General features: G+C 71.1%; 14 protein-coding genes and 1 riboswitch. Of the genes, 4 read left to right on the forward strand and 10 right to left on the reverse strand.

Features of this window, described 5'->3' with window-relative positions; genetic code table 11:
• Together ACZ5XZ_RS37080 and ACZ5XZ_RS37085 are read left to right on the forward strand one after the other, a co-directional pair.
• Nucleotides 1-594, forward strand: a 594-nt coding sequence (locus ACZ5XZ_RS37080) for a cytochrome c oxidase subunit I (RefSeq protein WP_468986528.1), incomplete at its 5' end; no start/stop codon positions are given.
• Between the two features lie 8 nt (nucleotides 595-602).
• On the forward strand, nucleotides 603-938 hold the full coding sequence (locus tag ACZ5XZ_RS37085; RefSeq protein ID WP_468986530.1) for a hypothetical protein: 336 nt from the start codon (nucleotides 603-605) through the stop codon (nucleotides 936-938).
• 55 nt (nucleotides 939-993) lie between these two features.
• Here the strand turns inward: ACZ5XZ_RS37085 and ACZ5XZ_RS37090 are convergent, their stop codons facing one another.
• From ACZ5XZ_RS37090 to ACZ5XZ_RS37105, 4 genes are all read right to left on the reverse strand, one after another.
• Nucleotides 994-1,722, reverse strand: a complete 729-nt coding sequence (locus ACZ5XZ_RS37090) for a hypothetical protein (RefSeq protein ID WP_468986597.1) — start codon at nucleotides 1,720-1,722, stop codon at nucleotides 994-996.
• Between the two features lie 277 nt (nucleotides 1,723-1,999).
• Nucleotides 2,000-2,365, reverse strand: a complete 366-nt coding sequence (locus ACZ5XZ_RS37095; protein ID WP_468986533.1) for a DUF6114 domain-containing protein — start codon at nucleotides 2,363-2,365, stop codon at nucleotides 2,000-2,002.
• Nucleotides 2,356-2,976 (reverse strand): DUF6230 family protein, encoded by a 621-nt coding sequence (locus ACZ5XZ_RS37100; protein ID WP_468986534.1) that lies wholly within the window; start codon nucleotides 2,974-2,976, stop codon nucleotides 2,356-2,358. The genes ACZ5XZ_RS37095 and ACZ5XZ_RS37100 overlap by 10 nt, the downstream gene beginning before the upstream one ends.
• A gap of 574 nt (nucleotides 2,977-3,550) precedes the next feature.
• Complete coding sequence (locus ACZ5XZ_RS37105; protein WP_468986537.1) at nucleotides 3,551-4,783, reverse strand: cytochrome P450; 1,233 nt, start codon at nucleotides 4,781-4,783, stop codon at nucleotides 3,551-3,553.
• A gap of 250 nt (nucleotides 4,784-5,033) precedes the next feature.
• On the opposite strand from ACZ5XZ_RS37105, the gene ACZ5XZ_RS37110 reads away from it, so the two are divergent.
• Both ACZ5XZ_RS37110 and ACZ5XZ_RS37115 read left to right on the forward strand, forming a co-directional pair.
• Nucleotides 5,034-6,203 (forward strand): steroid 3-ketoacyl-CoA thiolase, encoded by a 1,170-nt coding sequence (locus ACZ5XZ_RS37110; RefSeq protein ID WP_468986539.1) that lies wholly within the window; start codon nucleotides 5,034-5,036, stop codon nucleotides 6,201-6,203.
• 335 nt (nucleotides 6,204-6,538) lie between these two features.
• Nucleotides 6,539-7,846, forward strand: coding sequence for an alpha/beta hydrolase family protein (locus ACZ5XZ_RS37115; protein WP_468986542.1), 1,308 nt, complete (start codon nucleotides 6,539-6,541; stop codon nucleotides 7,844-7,846).
• 61 nt (nucleotides 7,847-7,907) lie between these two features.
• On the opposite strand, the gene ACZ5XZ_RS37120 is transcribed toward ACZ5XZ_RS37115, so the two are convergent.
• The 6 genes from ACZ5XZ_RS37120 to ACZ5XZ_RS37145 form a co-directional block, all read right to left on the reverse strand.
• Nucleotides 7,908-8,900: an ECF transporter S component gene (locus ACZ5XZ_RS37120; RefSeq protein WP_468986545.1), complete on the reverse strand. Its 993-nt coding sequence runs from the start codon at nucleotides 8,898-8,900 to the stop codon at nucleotides 7,908-7,910.
• Nucleotides 8,897-10,750: an ABC transporter ATP-binding protein gene (locus ACZ5XZ_RS37125; protein ID WP_468986548.1), complete on the reverse strand. Its 1,854-nt coding sequence runs from the start codon at nucleotides 10,748-10,750 to the stop codon at nucleotides 8,897-8,899. Before ACZ5XZ_RS37125 ends, ACZ5XZ_RS37120 begins: the two co-directional genes overlap by 4 nt.
• Nucleotides 10,747-12,063 carry an energy-coupling factor transporter transmembrane component T gene (locus tag ACZ5XZ_RS37130; protein ID WP_468986599.1) on the reverse strand — a complete coding sequence of 439 codons (1,317 nt, stop codon included), beginning with the start codon at nucleotides 12,061-12,063 and terminating at the stop codon, nucleotides 10,747-10,749. Before ACZ5XZ_RS37130 ends, ACZ5XZ_RS37125 begins: the two co-directional genes overlap by 4 nt.
• Nucleotides 12,060-12,767, reverse strand: a complete 708-nt coding sequence (locus ACZ5XZ_RS37135) for an SCO2322 family protein (protein ID WP_468986601.1) — start codon at nucleotides 12,765-12,767, stop codon at nucleotides 12,060-12,062. The genes ACZ5XZ_RS37130 and ACZ5XZ_RS37135 overlap by 4 nt, the downstream gene beginning before the upstream one ends.
• Before the next feature lie 26 nt (nucleotides 12,768-12,793).
• Nucleotides 12,794-14,110 (reverse strand): prenyltransferase/squalene oxidase repeat-containing protein, encoded by a 1,317-nt coding sequence (locus ACZ5XZ_RS37140; RefSeq protein ID WP_468986551.1) that lies wholly within the window; start codon nucleotides 14,108-14,110, stop codon nucleotides 12,794-12,796.
• Between the two features lie 168 nt (nucleotides 14,111-14,278).
• A riboswitch (cobalamin riboswitch) is annotated at nucleotides 14,279-14,420 on the reverse strand.
• Nucleotides 14,421-14,534: 114 nt separating this feature from the next.
• Nucleotides 14,535-15,578 (reverse strand): MBL fold metallo-hydrolase, encoded by a 1,044-nt coding sequence (locus ACZ5XZ_RS37145; RefSeq protein WP_468986552.1) that lies wholly within the window; start codon nucleotides 15,576-15,578, stop codon nucleotides 14,535-14,537.
• Nucleotides 15,579-15,664 lie beyond the last annotated feature (86 nt).

Raw genomic sequence — 15,664 nt, forward strand, 5'->3', positions numbered from 1 at the left:
GGTGTCATCCTGGCCTCGCCGCCGATGGACTTCCACATCTCCGACTCGTACTTCGTCGTGGCGCACTTCCACTACGTCGTCTTCGGCACGGTCGTCTTCGCGATGTTTTCCGGCTTCCACTTCTGGTGGCCGAAGTTCACCGGCAAGATGCTGGACGAGCGGCTCGGCAAGATCACGTTCTGGACGCTGTTCATCGGCTTCCACGGCACGTTCCTCGTCCAGCACTGGCTCGGCGCCGAGGGCATGTTGCGCCGTATCCCCGACTACCTCGCCGCCGACGGATTCACCACCCTCAACACCGTCTCCAGCATCTTCTCCTTTGTCCTCGGACTCTCCCTCCTGCCGTTCCTCTACAACGTCTGGAAAACCGCCAAGTACGGCAAGAAGGTCGAGGTCGACGACCCGTGGGGCTACGGCCGTTCGCTGGAGTGGGCGACGTCCTGCCCGCCGCCGCGGCACAATTTCCGCACCCTGCCGCGTATTCGCTCCGAATCCCCGGCGTTCGACCTGCACCACCCGGAGATCGCGCGCGAGATCGCGGCCCTGGCGGATTCCGAAGCCGCGCGCGGCACGGACATCGGGGCCCGCATATGAATGAGCCCGTGCAGAGGGAACGCGCCATCAATGAGATCGAGGGGTATCTCCTCTGGGAGGCGGAGAAGGACCGTGCCCGCACCCGCGCGGCTGCCTTCTGCGCCGGCCTGCCCTGGCTCACCGACACCCAGCGGCAGGAAGTGGAACTGCGCTATTGCCAGGACCAGCGCGACGCCTCGCGGGCCTATCTGGAGCGCATCGCGGTCCGCAGCGCCACTCTGCGGACCGAATACCAGAGTGTCTACCGGGCGCTCAGGCGTCGGCTGATCACCGCGTTCCTCAGCGGCACGCTGGCCGTGGCGGTGCTGGTGACCGTGGCGGCCGTCGACCTGACCACACGCTGAGCGGTCCCCGCGCGCTACCCCCGCCGTTCCTGCGAGGTCCTCGCGCGGTCCGCGCTCAGCCGGTGACGGTGATCTGGGACGAGGGGTCGGTGGTGTCGGTGACCTGGTAGGTGGCGTTGAACGTCGAGCTGGTCGCACTGGTCGGGCAGCCGAAACCGCCCACCACCTTCACCGGCACCGCAGCATTGGTGAAGGCGAGGGTGGACGGCGCGCCATTGGTCCAGGTGCCGTTCACCGTCGCCGCCGTGGTGGGGGCCGCGGTGACGGTGCAGGATGCCAGTCCGCTGGTCCGGAGGACGAATCCGCCGGAGGGAATGGTCAGTCCGGCGGTCACCGGCGTCCCGTTCTGCATGGCCACACCCCAGGCGCCGGACGTGCTGACGGTCGCGCTGACACCCGGCATGCTCGTGGTGCAGGAGCCGTAGGTGGCCGGGGTCGTGGAACTGCTCACCGGCCCGGCTTCGTTGTGGTTGCCGGGCGCGGCCGGCACCTGCCCGCTGGAGACCGAGACCGTACAGGTGACGGTCACCGAGCCGGCGGTGAAGGTGGCCTTGCCGCTGAGCGCGGCGGTGAAGCCGTGGCCAGCGGGGGTCACGGTCGTGGCGGCCTCAGCGGCTGCTGGAGCCCCGCCGGGCTGCGCCGCGGCAGAGGCCGGTACACCGATGGACAGTGCGGCTAATGCGGCGATCCCTGTGCCGGCGGTCCGCAATGCGCGCCTACGGGACGTACGGCGGGCAGTGCGGGGCGTGGGCTGAGTGAGCTGCGTGGGATGAGTGAGCTGCATGGGCTGTGTGGGGTGTATGGGCTGGGTGGGCTGCGTCATCGTCATTGTGAGTTTCCTTCCCGAGGGGGGTGCGGGGTGGGGGAACGCGGGGGGATGGGGAGTACGGGGGAATGCGGGAAGTGCAGCGCACGGGACTACGCGGCGAGGGGATTGAAGAGGCGGTCGCGCGGCAGGCAATGGAGCGGTGGAGGGGACGCGCCCTGTCGAGCGGTCACGAGGTCACGAAGTCACGAGGTCACGAAGTCATGAGGTCTCATGAGGTCATGCGGCCATGCCGTCAGGTCTCGGTCGTGTGGTGCTCGCCGACGACCGGCTGCCAGGCGAAGATCATCGAACCGCCGAGAATTCCGATGACCGTGCCGATCAGAAAGCCCCCGAGGTTGGACATCACCAGCGCGGCCGCCGCACACAAAACGGTCAGCACGCCCGCGATGCCCCGGTAGTGCGGCGCGAACCACGCCGAGAGCCCCATCACGATCATCACCAGCCCCATCAGCACTGAGGGGATACCGGCGATGCCCTGTTGCAGCATGACCTCCAGTGGCGCCAGAGGGATGGCGCAGATCTCGACGCCGGCGACCAGGGCCGCCAGGCCGCCCCAGAAGGGGCGCCCCGTCCGCCAGCGCCGCCAGGTCAGAAGCATTCCTTCTTGCCCTTGGAGATCTTCATGCTCAGCCCGGAGAGCTTGAACGTCCCCGCGTTGGTGGCCCAGGCGGTCTGCCGCAGCTTGCCGATGCTGACGTCGTCGGCCTGTTGGGCGAAGAGGTCCTGCATGCCCTGGGCGCTGGCCGGTCCCTTGTCCAGGGTGGAGGCGTCCCGACCGATCTCGATGTTGTTGAAGGACGTGTTGCCGGAGAGCTGGGTGGCGTCCACGAACAGATTGGCCGCTTCGACGGGCTTGTTGCCCGTACCGGCATGGAGATTGAGCGAGATGTCGCCGATGACCGGCAGATGAGTGACCACCGACTGACAGAGATTGTTCAGTTGTGCCGTCCTGATGGCGGTGACCGCGACCGGGAGGAGGTCCCCCCTGGCGTTGGTGTCGACGCTGCCGTATTGGGCGAACCCCTCGCCCTTGAGGCTGTCCGCGGACACCTTGAACTGCTGTCCCGATACGGCGAATGACGCCGCCAGTGCCCCGTTGGCCAGGGCGATGCCCAGGGCCGCCGTGCCGGCGAGGGCCGGGACGGACAGCACGACGAACCTCCGCCAGCTGGTGCGTCCCGTGACAGGTCTGCCGTGTGCGTCCTTCATGGTGTGAGTCCCCTTCGAAGAGCGTGGAGCGCACTGTCGCAACACGTGGGGGGAAGAGACGTCGATGCGGTACGCCGCGGTATGTCGTGGTACGTCGTGGCGCATCGCGATACGAGGTGTGGTGCACCGCGGTGCGGCGTGGTGCACCGCGATACCGGGTGGTGTGCCGCGGTACCGGGTGGTGCTGAAGACGCGCGTGAGGTGCCGAACCAGGCCGGTGTGTCCATGGGGGGTGAGGACGTGCGGCCCTACCCAGCGCGCAACCGCACCGTGCCCCAATGCGGCGTGCCGGGTGAACTGAGTGAGTGAGTGAGTGGGATGAACCGGACGATCTCAGTGGGCTCGACGAACCGAGCCAACCGCCAAGTTTCCAGGAGTTACTGGCGAGTTGAATGTAAGTCCGCCCACGGCCACTGGCAAGGTTGAGAGACGAACGGTTTCGGACATACCGCTGCGCCCCATGGTCGGCGACGACCACCGAGCGCAGTGCATTCCACAGGCGCCTGTCGGCCCGTCAGTCGCTTCAGCCCGCCGGGCGCACCGGGGTCCGTCCGCCTATCGACCCGTCGGCCCCTCACCCATAGCGAACCTGAAGCTCCTTCACACCGTTGAGCCACGCCGAGCGCAGCCGCCGTGGATCACCGGCCAGCGAGATGCCGGGCATGGCGTCCGCGATGGCGTTGAAGATCAGGTTGATCTCCAGTACCGCCAGGGACTTGCCGAGGCAGAAGTGTGGTCCGCCGCCCCCGAAGCCCAGATGCAGGTTGGGGTCACGCGTGATGTCGAAGACCTCGGGGCGGTCGAAGACCTCGGGGTCGTTGTTGGCGGAGGAGTAGAAGAGCCCGACCCGCTGACCCTTCTTGATCTTCGCTCCGCCCAGTTCGGTGTCCTGGGTGGCGGTGCGCTGGAAGGAGACCACCGGCGTCGCCCAGCGCACGATCTCCTCGGCCGCCGTCGCGGGGCGTTCGCGCTGGTAGAGCTCCCATTGGTCGGGATGGGTGAGGAAGGCGTGCATGCCGTGCGTGATGGCGTTCCGGGTCGTCTCGTTGCCGGCGACCGCCAGCAGCAGTACGAAGAACCCGAATTCGTCGGAGCCGAGATTCCCCTCGTCCTCGGCCGCCACCAGTTGGCTGACGATGTCCTTGGCCGGGCATTCCTTGCGCGCGGCGGCCAGGTTCATCGCGTACGAGATCAGCTCCATCGCCGCGTTGGTGCCGACCTCTTCGGTGATGGCCAGTTCCGGGTCGTCGTACGCGACCATCTTGTTCGACCAGTCGAAGATGCGGGTCCGGTCGTCCTGGGGGATGCCGATGAGTTCGGCGATGGCCTGGAGGGGCAGCTCGCAGGCGACGTCGGTGACGAAGTCCCCGGTGCCCTTCTCCCGCGCCTCGGCGACGATCCGGGCCGCCCGATCGCGCAGCGCCTCCTCCAGGGCGCGAATGGAGCGCGGGGTGAATCCCCGCTGCACGATCTGGCGGACCCTGGTGTGCTCGGGCGGGTCCATGTTCAGCATGATCAGCTTCTGCACGTTGATCTGGTCGCGGGTCATGGCCGAGTTGAAGCGGATGATCGAGGTGTTGAGGTTCGCGGAGAAGATGTCCGGTTTGGTGGACACCTCCTTGACGTCCTGGTGACGGGTGACGACCCAGTAGCCGTCGTCGTCGAAGCCGGCGATGCCGTGCGGCTGGGCGTTCCACCACACGGGCGCGGTCTGCCGCAGCTGGGCGAACTCGGGGAGCGGAACGCGGGACTGGTAGACGTCGGGGTCGGTGAAGTCGAACCCCTCGGGCAGCGCTGGGCATGGCATCGGCGACTCCTGGTCCGTGGTTCCATCCGGGACTTCTGACGGCTCATCAGGTGTGGGGTCGCGGTGAAGGTAGTAACGAGTTCTATAAGTGGCAAGGGGTGTGGCGACTCCTGTTGCGGACAAGGGGCTTGCATGCCTCTTGCGCCCCGGAGGGTGGCTCATAAGACTGTTTGCGGAACTAGAACGCGTACTAGTTCTTCTTCCGTGGGTGCCGGGACGCCCGCGGGCGCGAGGAGAGGACGAGTCAGTCATGGCCGCGGAACCCGTCATCGTCGAAGCAGTACGCACTCCCATCGGCAAGCGCCAAGGCGCGCTCGCCAACCTCCACCCCGCCTACCTCCTGGGCGAGACCTACCGCGAACTCCTCGCGCGCACGGGCATCCAGCCCGACTGCGTCGAACAGATCGTCGGCGGCACCGTGACCCACGCCGGCGAACAGTCCATGAACCCGGCGCGCAACGCCTGGCTGACGATGGGCCTTCCGTACGAGACCGCGGCGACCACCGTGGACTGCCAGTGCGGCTCCTCCCAGCAGGCCAATCACATGGTCGCCAACATGGTCGCCAGCGGTGTCATCGACATCGGCATAGGCTGCGGCGTCGAAGCGATGTCCCGGGTGCCGCTCGGCAGCGGCTCCAAGCACGGCCCCGGCAAGCCCTGGCCCGACGAGTGGAACGTCGACCTGCCCAACCAGTTCGAGGCGGCCGAACGCATCGCCCGCAACCGGGGGCTGACCCGGGAGAACGTCGACTCGCTCGGTCTGATCTCGCAGGAGCGGGCCGCCGCTGCCTGGGCAGAGGAACGGTTCAAACGGGAGACGTTCGCCGTCCAGGTGCCCACCACGGAGGAGGAGCAGGCCGCCGGTCAGGGCATGTGGCGGCTGGTCGACCGCGACGAGGGCCTGCGCGACACCAGTATGGAGGCGCTGGGCGGCCTCAAGCCCGTGATGCCGACCGCCGTCCACACGGCGGGCAACTCCTCGCAGATCTCCGACGGCGCCGCCGCGGTGATGTGGGCGTCGAAGCGGATGGCACGCGCCCTCAAACTCAAGCCGCGGGCCCGCATCGTGGCCCAGGCGCTGGTCGGCGCCGATCCGCACTTCCACCTGGACGGCCCGATCGACGCCACCCGCGCCGTGCTCGGCAAGGCCGGTATGTCCCTCAAGGACATCGACCTGGTCGAGATCAACGAAGCCTTCGCCTCCGTCGTGCTCTCCTGGGCGCAGGTCTTCGAACAGGACCTGGAAAAGGTGAATGTCAACGGAGGCGCCATCGCCCTGGGGCACCCGGTCGGCGCCACCGGCGCCCGGCTGATCACCACCGCCCTCCATGAACTGGAGCGCAGGGACAAGGAATTCGCTCTCATCACGATGTGCGCGGGCGGGGCACTGGCCACAGGGACGATCATTCAGCGGTTGTAGGGGTTGTGGTGGCTGTGGCGGCGGCAGGGGGTGTAGCGGCTGCAGGGGTTGTGGCTGCTTATGTTTTTCCCCGCCGCCCACCCCCCTTACGGGGGGTGGGCGGGTGTAGTGAGGTCCGCGCGCGCGATGGAACGGCAGGCCGCTCCCAACCTGCGGAAAACCACAGGTGAGTTGTACGGGAAACCGCATTCTGCGGCGAGCGGCGTCTCCGTACCGTCGAAGACATGACGAACAGCACTCAGCAGCCCTCACCGCATTCACCTGCGGCTTCCGCTTCGCCTGCAGCCTCAACCCCAGCTTCGGCTCCACCCTCGTCCGCGTCCGGCGCATCGTGCTTGTCCGATGCGCCGCGCGGACCGAGCGGGCGCCGTCGCGTCTCACGCGGCCTGGCCGCCGGTTCCGCCCTTCTGCTCGCGGCGCTCACGACGGCCCCGGCCCTTACGACATCCGCGGCCTACGCATCGCAGCCCACTGGACAGGAGCAGACGAAGGCAGCCGGTGCCACCGCCGCGTCCCGCACCGCGACCTCGCGCGGGAAAGTCCTCTCCATCACGCCTCTGGGCCGGCGGAGCAGAGCCGAGATCATCGCCCAGGCGCAGAAGGCGGGCCTGGACGCGAAGACCGCGCGGCACGGCGTCGCCGCATACCGCCTCACCTACCGCACGATCACCCCCGAGGGCCGCCCCACCAGCGCCTCCGGTCTGCTGGCGCTCCCCCTCGGCGCCAGCCACCGTCACCTCCCGCCCGTGGTCCACGCCCACGGCACCCTCGCCTACCGGGGCTATGCGCCGTCGGTCGCCGAAGGCCCCGACCGAGCGGTATCAGTGCTGTACGCCTCCGCCGGCCGCGCCGCCATCGCCCCCGACTACCTGGGTCTCGGCACAAGCCCCGGCCGCCACCCGTACATGGACGCCCGATCCGCGGCATCGGCCTCCCTGGACATGCTCCGGGCAGCCCGTTCGGCCGCTCCGAAGCTCGGCGCCGCCCTCGACCGCACGGTGTCCGTCACCGGCTTCTCACAGGGCGGGCAGGTCACCATGGCACTGGGCCGTGAGCTGGACCGCGGCGCTGATCCCCGATTCCGCCTTGGAACGCTCGCCCCGGTCGCCGGACCGTACGACCTCGACGGCAGCGAACTCCCCGGGATGTTCGACGGTCGAGTCGACCCGCAGTCCGCCGTCTTCTACATCTCCTTCTTCCTCACAGCCCAGAACCGCCTGCACCCGCTCTACAACGATCCGAGTGAGGTGTTCCGAGCCCCTTATGACGACCGCGTCGAGGACCTCTTCAACGGTGACCACCCGGCGGAGGACATCGCCGGCAAACTGCCCGACCGCCTCGAAGACCTGCTGACCGACACCTGGTTCCAGAAACTCCAGCACCCGTCCGGCGCCCTGCTGGAATCCCTTCGGGCCAACGACCGCGCCTGTGACTGGCAGCCCGGCCGAGGCGTCCGGATAACCCTCTACTCCGCGACCGGCGATCGCGACGTACCGATAGCCAACACCCGCAGCTGCGCGCGGGAACTGGCGCGGCACGGCGCTCGGGCCACGGTCGTCGACCAGGGCGCGGACGCCGCCCACTACACCTCGTTCCTGCGCTCGGAGCCTGCGATAGCCCGTTCCCTGCCCGTCTCCCGCTGAGCCCGTCTCCCGTGGAGCCCGGTTCCGCCTGGTCCCGGGCGGCCCGCCAAGCGGGGCGCGGTCATACAGGTCCGGCGGCCCCTCGGGGTGGATCAGGGGTGAAGGCGACAGGGACGTCGAAGGCGGCGCGGCGGGTGGCGCGGCGCAGGGCCTTGAGGACGGTGCCGCCCAAGGTGAAGGTGAGGATCACGGTGACCAGAGCGCGGGGCAGGTCCCAGCCGAGGGAGGTGGCAAGGCAGTAGGCGATATAGCGGGCGAGGTTGTCTTCGAGCGGATCGCCCGGGACGAAGGAGACCCCCGAGGCCATGCCGGCGATATAGGGCCACCCCTGGAGGTTCATGATGAGGCCGTAGAGGACCGCGGAGACCGCGCCGTAGGCGGCGAGCATGGCCAGCTCGCGGCGGCCGCGGAGCCGGTCGGGCCCCGGCAGCAGGCCGGCGCCCATCGACACCCATCCCATCGTCAGCATCTGGAACGGCATCCATGGGCCGACTCCGCCGGTCAGCAGCGCCGACGCGAACATCGCCACGGAGCCCAGCACAAAGCCGAATCCGGGCCCGAGCACTCGGCCCGACAACACCATCAGAAAGAACATCGGCTCGATTCCCGCCGTTCCCGCGCCCAGCGGGCGCATGGCGGCTCCGGCCGCGGCCAGTACGCCGAGCATGGCGATGGCTTTGGCGTCCAGGCCGGTGTCGGCGATGGTCGCGACGACCACGGCGAGCAGCATCGGCAGCAGCGCGGCGAACAGCCAGGGCGCGTCCTTGGAATGGGCGAGGCCGGAGGCGGAATCGGCGAGCAGCGGCCATCCGAAAGCCATCACGCCGATGGCTGAGACCAGGGCCAGTGCGGCGACGGACCGGGGGCCGAGCCGTACTGCCCGGGCCTGACGGTTCGTGGGGAGGGGGGAGCCGACGCTGACGCCGGCAGTGGAGTCGGCGCCGGAGGTGGAGTCGGCGTCGGAGGCGGAGCTGACGCCCACGCCGACGTCGACGCGGGATTCGGAGAGGGAGACGGGGTGGCTGTCGTCAGGGTGCCGTGGGCGCGAGGTCATCCGGTGGCCTCCAGAGCGTGGGCCACCTGAGGAACGGTCAGCCAGGGCAACGGAGCGAGCACCTTGGCGACCTGCGGAGCAAAGGAGGGAGAGGAGACGACAATCTCGTCGGTGGGACCGTCGGCGACGACCTCACCGTCCGCGAGGATCACCACGCGGTGTGCCAGCTCGGCGGCGAGTTCCACATCGTGAGTGGCCAGGATGATGGTGTGGCCGTCGGTGGCCAGAGTGCGCAGGACTTCGATCAGGCGGGCCTTGGCGGCGTAGTCCAGGCCGCGGGTGGGCTCGTCGAGGAGGAGCAGCGGAGGACGTGCGGTCAGTACGACGGCGAGGGCGAGCGCGAGGCGTTGGCCCTCGGACAGATCACGGGGGTGGGCAGAGTCCGGAACACCGGGCAGCAGTCGGGTCACCAGGGCTCGGCAGCTGCCGGCGGGGGCGCCCGCGTCCTGGTCCGCCATGGTGCATTCGGCGGCGACGGTGTCCGCGTAGAGCAGGTCGCGGGGTTCCTGGGGAACCAGCCCGACGTGCCGCAGAAGGGCACGGGGGCTGGTGCGGTGAGGAGTGGCACCGCCCACGCGGACCGTACCGGCGGACGGCTGGTGCATTCCGACGAGGGTGCCGAGGAGGGTGGACTTTCCCGCACCGTTGCGCCCCATCAGGGCAACGGTCTCGCCGGCCCGGACGTTCAGATCCACCCGATACAACGCGTCCATCTGCCCCCGGCGAACACCGAGTCCGGAAACCGCCGCGACGGCACCGCTCGGAGCTCGTGAGACAACGCCGTCCCGGATTCGTGCGGCGCGACCGCCGCGGATCGCCGGAGCGGTCTTTGCCCCGGCACCCGCCCCGGCACCCGCCCCGGCCTCTGCCTCGGCAGCCGCCTCGGCAACCGCCCCGGCGCCCGTTCCGGCCGTTGTCCCGGAACTCGCTCCGGCAGCCGCCTCGGCACCCGGCCCGGCGCCTGGCGGTGTGGCTCCGGGGGCCGGGAAGGGAGCCGTCCGGGGAGAGCCCGTCCCCGGCGCCGGCGGGGTGACTCCCGTCAGGCGTTCGCGGAGGGCGGTGGCTTTGCGGCGGGCGTCGCGGACGGTGAGAGGGAGGGGGGACCAGTCGGCCAGGCGGCCGAGGGCGACCACCGGTGGGTGGACGGGGGAGATGGCCATGATGTCGGCGGGTGTTCCCATCACGGGGGCGGCGCCGGGGGAGGGGAGCAGGATGACCTGGTCGGCGTATTGGACGACGCGCTCCAGGCGATGTTCGGCCAGCAGGACGGTCGTGCCGAGGTCGTGGACCAGGCGCTGGAGTACGGAGAGCACCTCTTCGGCGGCGGCGGGGTCCAGGGCCGAGGTCGGCTCGTCCAGTACCAGGACCTTGGGGTGGGTGGTGAGGACCGAGCCGATCGCCACCCGTTGCATCTGGCCGCCCGAGAGGGTGGTGATGGCGCGGTCGCGCAGGTCGGCCAGGCCCAGCAGGTCCAGGGTCTCCTCGACGCGGCGGCGCATCACACCGGGGGCGAGCCCGAGGGATTCCATACCGTAGGCGAGTTCGTCCTCGACGGTGTCGGTGACGAAGTGCGCCAGCGGGTCCTGGCCCACGGTGCCGACGACGTCGGCGAGTTCGCGCGGCTTGTGGGTGCGGGTGTCGCGGCCGTCGACGGTGACGCGTCCGTGCAGAGTGCCGCCGGTGAAGTGGGGGACCAGTCCGCAGACCGCGTTCAGGACGGTGGACTTGCCGACGCCGGACGGGCCGACCAGGAGGCACAGTTCGCCTTCGGGGACGGTCAGGTCGATGCCCTGGACAGCGGGTGCCGCGGCGTCGCCGTAGGTGACCGACACCTGCTCGAACCGGATCACTGGGTCGGCTCCTTCTTGTACGGAGGGGGATCGTCGGGGTGGCTGTGGGCCCCGCCGCGGCCGTCACGAGGACCACGACCCGAGCTTTGGCCCTGGCTCTGTGCCCGACCGCGGCTGTGGACACGGCGGAGGCTGCCGCCGTCGGGGCCCGTGCTCGTACGGTCCGTAGCGCGATCGCCCGTGCGGTCCGTACCCCTGCCCGTACGGTCCGTACCTCGCCGCACGCGATCCGTCGGCCTCGGGAGGGGTGCCACCACCGCGGGGAGCAGTCCCAGCAGCACGGACGCCGCCGGCCAGAGCGGAAGCACAGGGGGCGTGAGGGGGACGGCGGGCGGGTGGAGGGCAGCCGGTGCGTAGGTGTTCGCCCAGATCATCAGGGTGGCCACGGCGATGCCGGAGCCCGCTACGAGCCAGGCCCGCAGGCCCCAGCGTTCGGGGCGGTAGCGGGTGCGCAGGGAGCGGCGCCCGCCGAGCCACAGGCCGGCGAGGGCGGCGGCCAGCCCGGCGAGGAGCAGCGGCAGACCGTAGCCGGCGCCGGTGCCGCCGAGCAGGCCGTAGGTGCCGGCGCAGATGCCCAGGAGGCCGCCGAGGGTGAGGACGGAGGTGAGGTGACGTACGGCGCGAGGTACGTGGGCGCTGCGGCCGTAGCCGCGGGCGTCCATGGCCGCGGCCAGGGCCACCGAGCGCTCCAGCGCGCCCTCCAGCACCGGCACACCGACCTGGAGCAGTGCCTTGAAGCCGCGGTCGGGGCGGCCGCGCAGCCGTCGGGCGGCGCGCAGCCGCTGGACGTCGGCGACCAGGTTCGGCGCGAAGGTCATGGCGACGACGACTGCCACGCCCGCCTCGTACAGCGCGCCGGGCAGGGACTTCAGCAACCGCGAGGGGTTGGCCAGTGCGTTGGCGGCGCCCACGCAGATGAGGAGGGTGGCCAGCTTCAGCCCGTCGTAGAGCGCGAAGACCATGCCCTCCGCCGTGACCCGGCCGCCGATCCGGACGCCCTTCGCCCAGTCGGGCAGGGGCACTTCGGGCAGCGTGACGAGGGTGTGCGTACCGGGGATGGGGGAGCCGAGGACGAAGGCGAAGGCCAGCCGAATGGCGATCACGACCAGGCCGAGCTTGACGAACGCGCCGTACGAGCGGGCCCAGGGCGCGTCCGTGCGCCGCGCCGCGACGACATATCCGGCCACGCCCACCAGCAGCCCCAGCACCAGCGGGTTGGTGGTGCGGGAGGCCGCGGTGGCCAGGCCGAGGGCCCACAGCCACCAGGCGCCGGCGTGCAGCGCGGTGGTACGGGTCGCCTGCGGGGCGCTCATCCGCGCCGACGGCGCGCCTGCCACACGGCCGCCGCACCCAGGACGACGACGGCCGCGACACCGCCGAGCAGTCCGGCGGACGGCCCGCCGTCACCGCCGGAGCCGGCCCCCTTCGACCCGTCCGTACCCTCCGCCCCGTCCGCACCCCGCCGGCCGGCGGACTGCTCCGCGTCGGCGGACTCCTTCGCCCCGCCCGACCCGCTCACCTGGTCGGCACACCCCGACTTCGGGTAGTCGGCGATGGCGCACAGCAGCGCATTGGGGTCGTAGCGCAGCGGCCGGGCGACCGCGGCCAGTGCCTCGCCCGCCGAGGCGTCCTCGGACACCTGGGCGCACTCCGTCCGGGCCTTCGGCGGCCGCTCGCCATCGGGAGCGTCCGCCGCGGTGCCGAAGTCGATGACGATGCCGATCCGCTTGCGGCCGTCCCTGGCGGGCGTATCGCGGCAGATCGCGTCGAAGTCGGCGGCCGCGCGCGGCTTGCCGGCCGCGGCGGAGTCGGCGCTGACGGTGAAGCGGAAGCCCTCGACCGCGCCATCGGCCGGGCGTACGGTCGCCGGCCCCTCGGTGGCGTAGGCCCAGGAGCCGCCGCTCCCGCCGTCCCAGAAGGACCAGTAGCGGTACTCCTGCGCGTGGGCCGGCCCGGCGGCCAGCCCGGTGACCGCGCCGGCCAGCAGCAGCACGCCGGCGATCCGGGTGCGCCGCATCGGCTGCAGCAGCTGCCTCGGCCGCATCAGAGCGCGTTCTTCTTCTTACGGCCGCTCAGCAGGAAGCCGATGCCGGCGCCGAAGGCGAGCGCGACCCCGACGACCCACCAGACGTTGACGCCGCCGTCGCCGTCCTTGTGGTCCTCCGTGCCCTCGGCCGCCGGCGAGGCGGTACCGGCCGGCTTGGGCCCGGTCGCGTTCAGCGCGGCCACCAGGTCGCTGCCCCCGAAGGAGCGCGGGTCGGCGCCGGTGGCGTGCGCGGCGAGCACCAACTGGGCGTAGGCGGCCGGACCGTTCTCCTTGGCCCAGCCCGCGGCGTTCTTCTCCAGCCACTTCAGCGGCTTCTGGGCGGCGGCCCCGTGCGACCCGGCCGCCAGCGCCACCACGGCATCCGCGGTGTTGCCGACATCGGGCTGCTCCTCCTGGCCCGGCATCGCGGAGAGCAGATGCTGTCCGTTCCGGTCGAGCTGGTCGACGAGGTAGGCGGCGCCGCCGTCCGCGGCCCGCGCCGCATCGGTGGACTTCTCCGGCTTGCCGTCCTTGCAGGTCAGAGGCTTGACGGGGCTGTCGGCGCCCCGCTTGGCCGGTGCGACGACGAAGCCCTTGCCCAGGGCGCCGGTCGCGGCGGCCGCGGTGGCGTCCGCGTTCGGCGCCGCACCCTTGAGCTGGAAGGTGAACGCGCCGTGCTCGCCCTCCTTCGCCGCACAGCCCAGCTGGAAGGTGAGCAGCGCCTCGTAGGGAGTCCTGCCGCCCTTCTTCGACGTGACCGCCTCCGGCTTCTCGCCGGCCGCCATGAGCGCGCCGATGACGACGGAGGTGGAGTTGGCGTCGCTGGCCGAGCCGGCCATCGAGCTCCAGCCGCCGTCGTCGTTCTGCACCGACTTCAGCCAGCGCACGGCCTTCTGCACGGTCTCGCCGTGCCCGCCGAGCGCGGCCAGCGCCTGCACCGCGGCGGCCGTCTGGTTGGTGTCCCGCATCGCCTTCGCGTCACAGGCCCGCTTCGGCTCGGCGCGGAAGGCGGTGAACGAGCCGTCGGCGCACTGCTGCCCGACCAGCCAGTCCACGGCCGACGCCGCGGGTCGTACGCCGACCGTGTCCTGCGCCAGCAGCGCCAGCGACTGCCGCCACACACCGTCGTACTGCGGGTCCTTGGTGCCGTACAGCCCGTCGGGCAGCTTCTTGGGCGACGTCGACGGGGCGGGGGCGGGCGCCGCGGACGCGGCGGGGGCGGTGGCCGTGCCCAGCACCGCCACGGCCGCCAGCGCCATGGCGGCGCGGCGCGCCAGGAAGGCGACGGGGTGCGTCGAAGGGGCCTGGGGAGCCATGGAAGCCATGGGGGCCATCGGGTCGGTGCCTCTCGGGTCGGGTCGCGGCGGTGGTACGCAGCCGCGCTCGGGCGACCGCCGGGCGCCGATCCTGCGATCGGGCGCGGTGGCACCGGGCTCAGCTCCGTATACCTCGACGGTGCCGCGCACCGGACCGTCCGCGCGGGCGGCGGTTCCGGTGGCGGGAGCCTTGGTCGTGCCCCAACGGGTGCTCCGGCTCGTACGGCCGGGAGCGCCGCGCACCGCGCGGGTCGACGGCCGTCCTCACGGTTGCGGGTCAGCGCCGGATTTCCACCGGCTTCCCCCGATCGGGTACGGATGAAGTTGTCCCGCACACCTTAACCGGCGCCCGGACGGGGCCCGCCCGCACGTACGAGCCGGGGACGGCCGAAGGCGGCGAGGTTCGTCACACCTTCCCTAGGCGTCACACCTCCCCTGTGCGTCACACCGCCCGGTACGTCGCCGGATCGGAGCCCGGTACCCGCTCCACGTCCCCCTGCTTCACCAGGCGGCGCAGATGTGCCTCGGCCTCCGAGACGGCGATGTTCCGGGAGCCGTAGGGGATCTGTTCCCAGGGACGGTTCCACTCCATGGCCACGGCGAGCTGCCAGGGGGTGAGGGGTTCGCGGAGCAGTGCTCTCAGGCCGGTGAGCCGCTCTTGATGGTGGGCGATGAGCTCGCGTACGCGCCCCTCGGCGTCGGTGAAGGCGTGCTGATGGGCGGGCAGCACCTCGGCGGGGGCGAGCCGGCCGACGCGTTCGAGGGAGGCGAGGTAGTCGCCCAGGGGGTCGGTGACCGTGCTGTCGTCCGGGTCCCCGTACAGGCCGATGTGCGGGGTGATGCCCGGGAGGAGGTGGTCGCCGGAGAAGAGCCGGCCGAAGCCGCGAGCCCGCTCGCCCGGATGCTCCTCCTCCAGGTGCAGACACACATGCCCCGGCGTGTGCCCCGGCGTCCAGATGGCCCGCACCCGGCGTCCCGGCAGGTCGAGCAGCTCGCCGGGCTCGATCCCACGGTCCGGCAGGGCCGCCTGTCGGCCGGGCAGTCTCCGGCCGCGCCCGTTGCCGCGCGCCTCCCGCAGCGGTGCCAGATGGTCGTCCGGCGCGCCCGCGCCCGCGAGCTTGGCGATCAGGTAGTCGAGCCACTCGCCCGGCTCGGCCTCGCGGGTCCGGCGGACCACGGCGGTGTCCGCGGCGTGCATCGCGATCCAGGCGCCGGACGCCTGCCGCACCTTGGCGGAGAGGCCGTGGTGGTCGGGGTGGTGGTGGGTGATCAGGACGCCGTGGAGATCGGTGAGGGCGAAGCCGCAGGCGGCGACGCCCGCGACGAGGGCGTCCCAGGAGTCCGGGTCGTCCCAGCCGGTGTCGATGAGCACCGGTCCGCGGTCGGTCTCCAGGAGGTGGACGAGGGTGTGGCCGAGCGGGTTGTCCGGGATGGGGACGGCGATGCTCCACACCCCGCCTCGGTGGTCGATCACCTGCGTGGTCATCCCGGTCCCCTCTCGGTGTGGCATACACCCCGTCACCCCGCACCTGCCCTCTCACTATAACTAGAACTGGTTTCAGAGCGGCCGGA

This window comes from Streptomyces sp. NPDC033270 (assembly GCF_055576575.1).

What these genes read in the sequence shown, in the direction of transcription:
- ACZ5XZ_RS37090 (WP_468986597.1), bottom strand. Translation starts at nt 1,722, where the DNA reads ATGCAGCTCACTCATCCCACGCAGCTCACTCAGCCCACGCCCCGCACT.
- ACZ5XZ_RS37095 (WP_468986533.1), bottom strand. Translation starts at nt 2,365, where the DNA reads ATGCTTCTGACCTGGCGGCGCTGGCGGACGGGGCGCCCCTTCTGGGGC.
- ACZ5XZ_RS37100 (WP_468986534.1), bottom strand. Translation starts at nt 2,976, where the DNA reads ATGAAGGACGCACACGGCAGACCTGTCACGGGACGCACCAGCTGGCGG.
- ACZ5XZ_RS37105 (WP_468986537.1), bottom strand. Translation starts at nt 4,783, where the DNA reads ATGCCATGCCCAGCGCTGCCCGAGGGGTTCGACTTCACCGACCCCGAC.
- ACZ5XZ_RS37110 (WP_468986539.1), top strand. Translation starts at nt 5,034, where the DNA reads ATGGCCGCGGAACCCGTCATCGTCGAAGCAGTACGCACTCCCATCGGC.
- ACZ5XZ_RS37120 (WP_468986545.1), bottom strand. Translation starts at nt 8,900, where the DNA reads ATGACCTCGCGCCCACGGCACCCTGACGACAGCCACCCCGTCTCCCTC.
- ACZ5XZ_RS37130 (WP_468986599.1), bottom strand. Translation starts at nt 12,063, where the DNA reads ATGAGCGCCCCGCAGGCGACCCGTACCACCGCGCTGCACGCCGGCGCC.
- ACZ5XZ_RS37135 (WP_468986601.1), bottom strand. Translation starts at nt 12,767, where the DNA reads ATGCGGCGCACCCGGATCGCCGGCGTGCTGCTGCTGGCCGGCGCGGTC.
- ACZ5XZ_RS37140 (WP_468986551.1), bottom strand. Translation starts at nt 14,110, where the DNA reads ATGGCCCCCATGGCTTCCATGGCTCCCCAGGCCCCTTCGACGCACCCC.
- ACZ5XZ_RS37145 (WP_468986552.1), bottom strand. Translation starts at nt 15,578, where the DNA reads ATGACCACGCAGGTGATCGACCACCGAGGCGGGGTGTGGAGCATCGCC.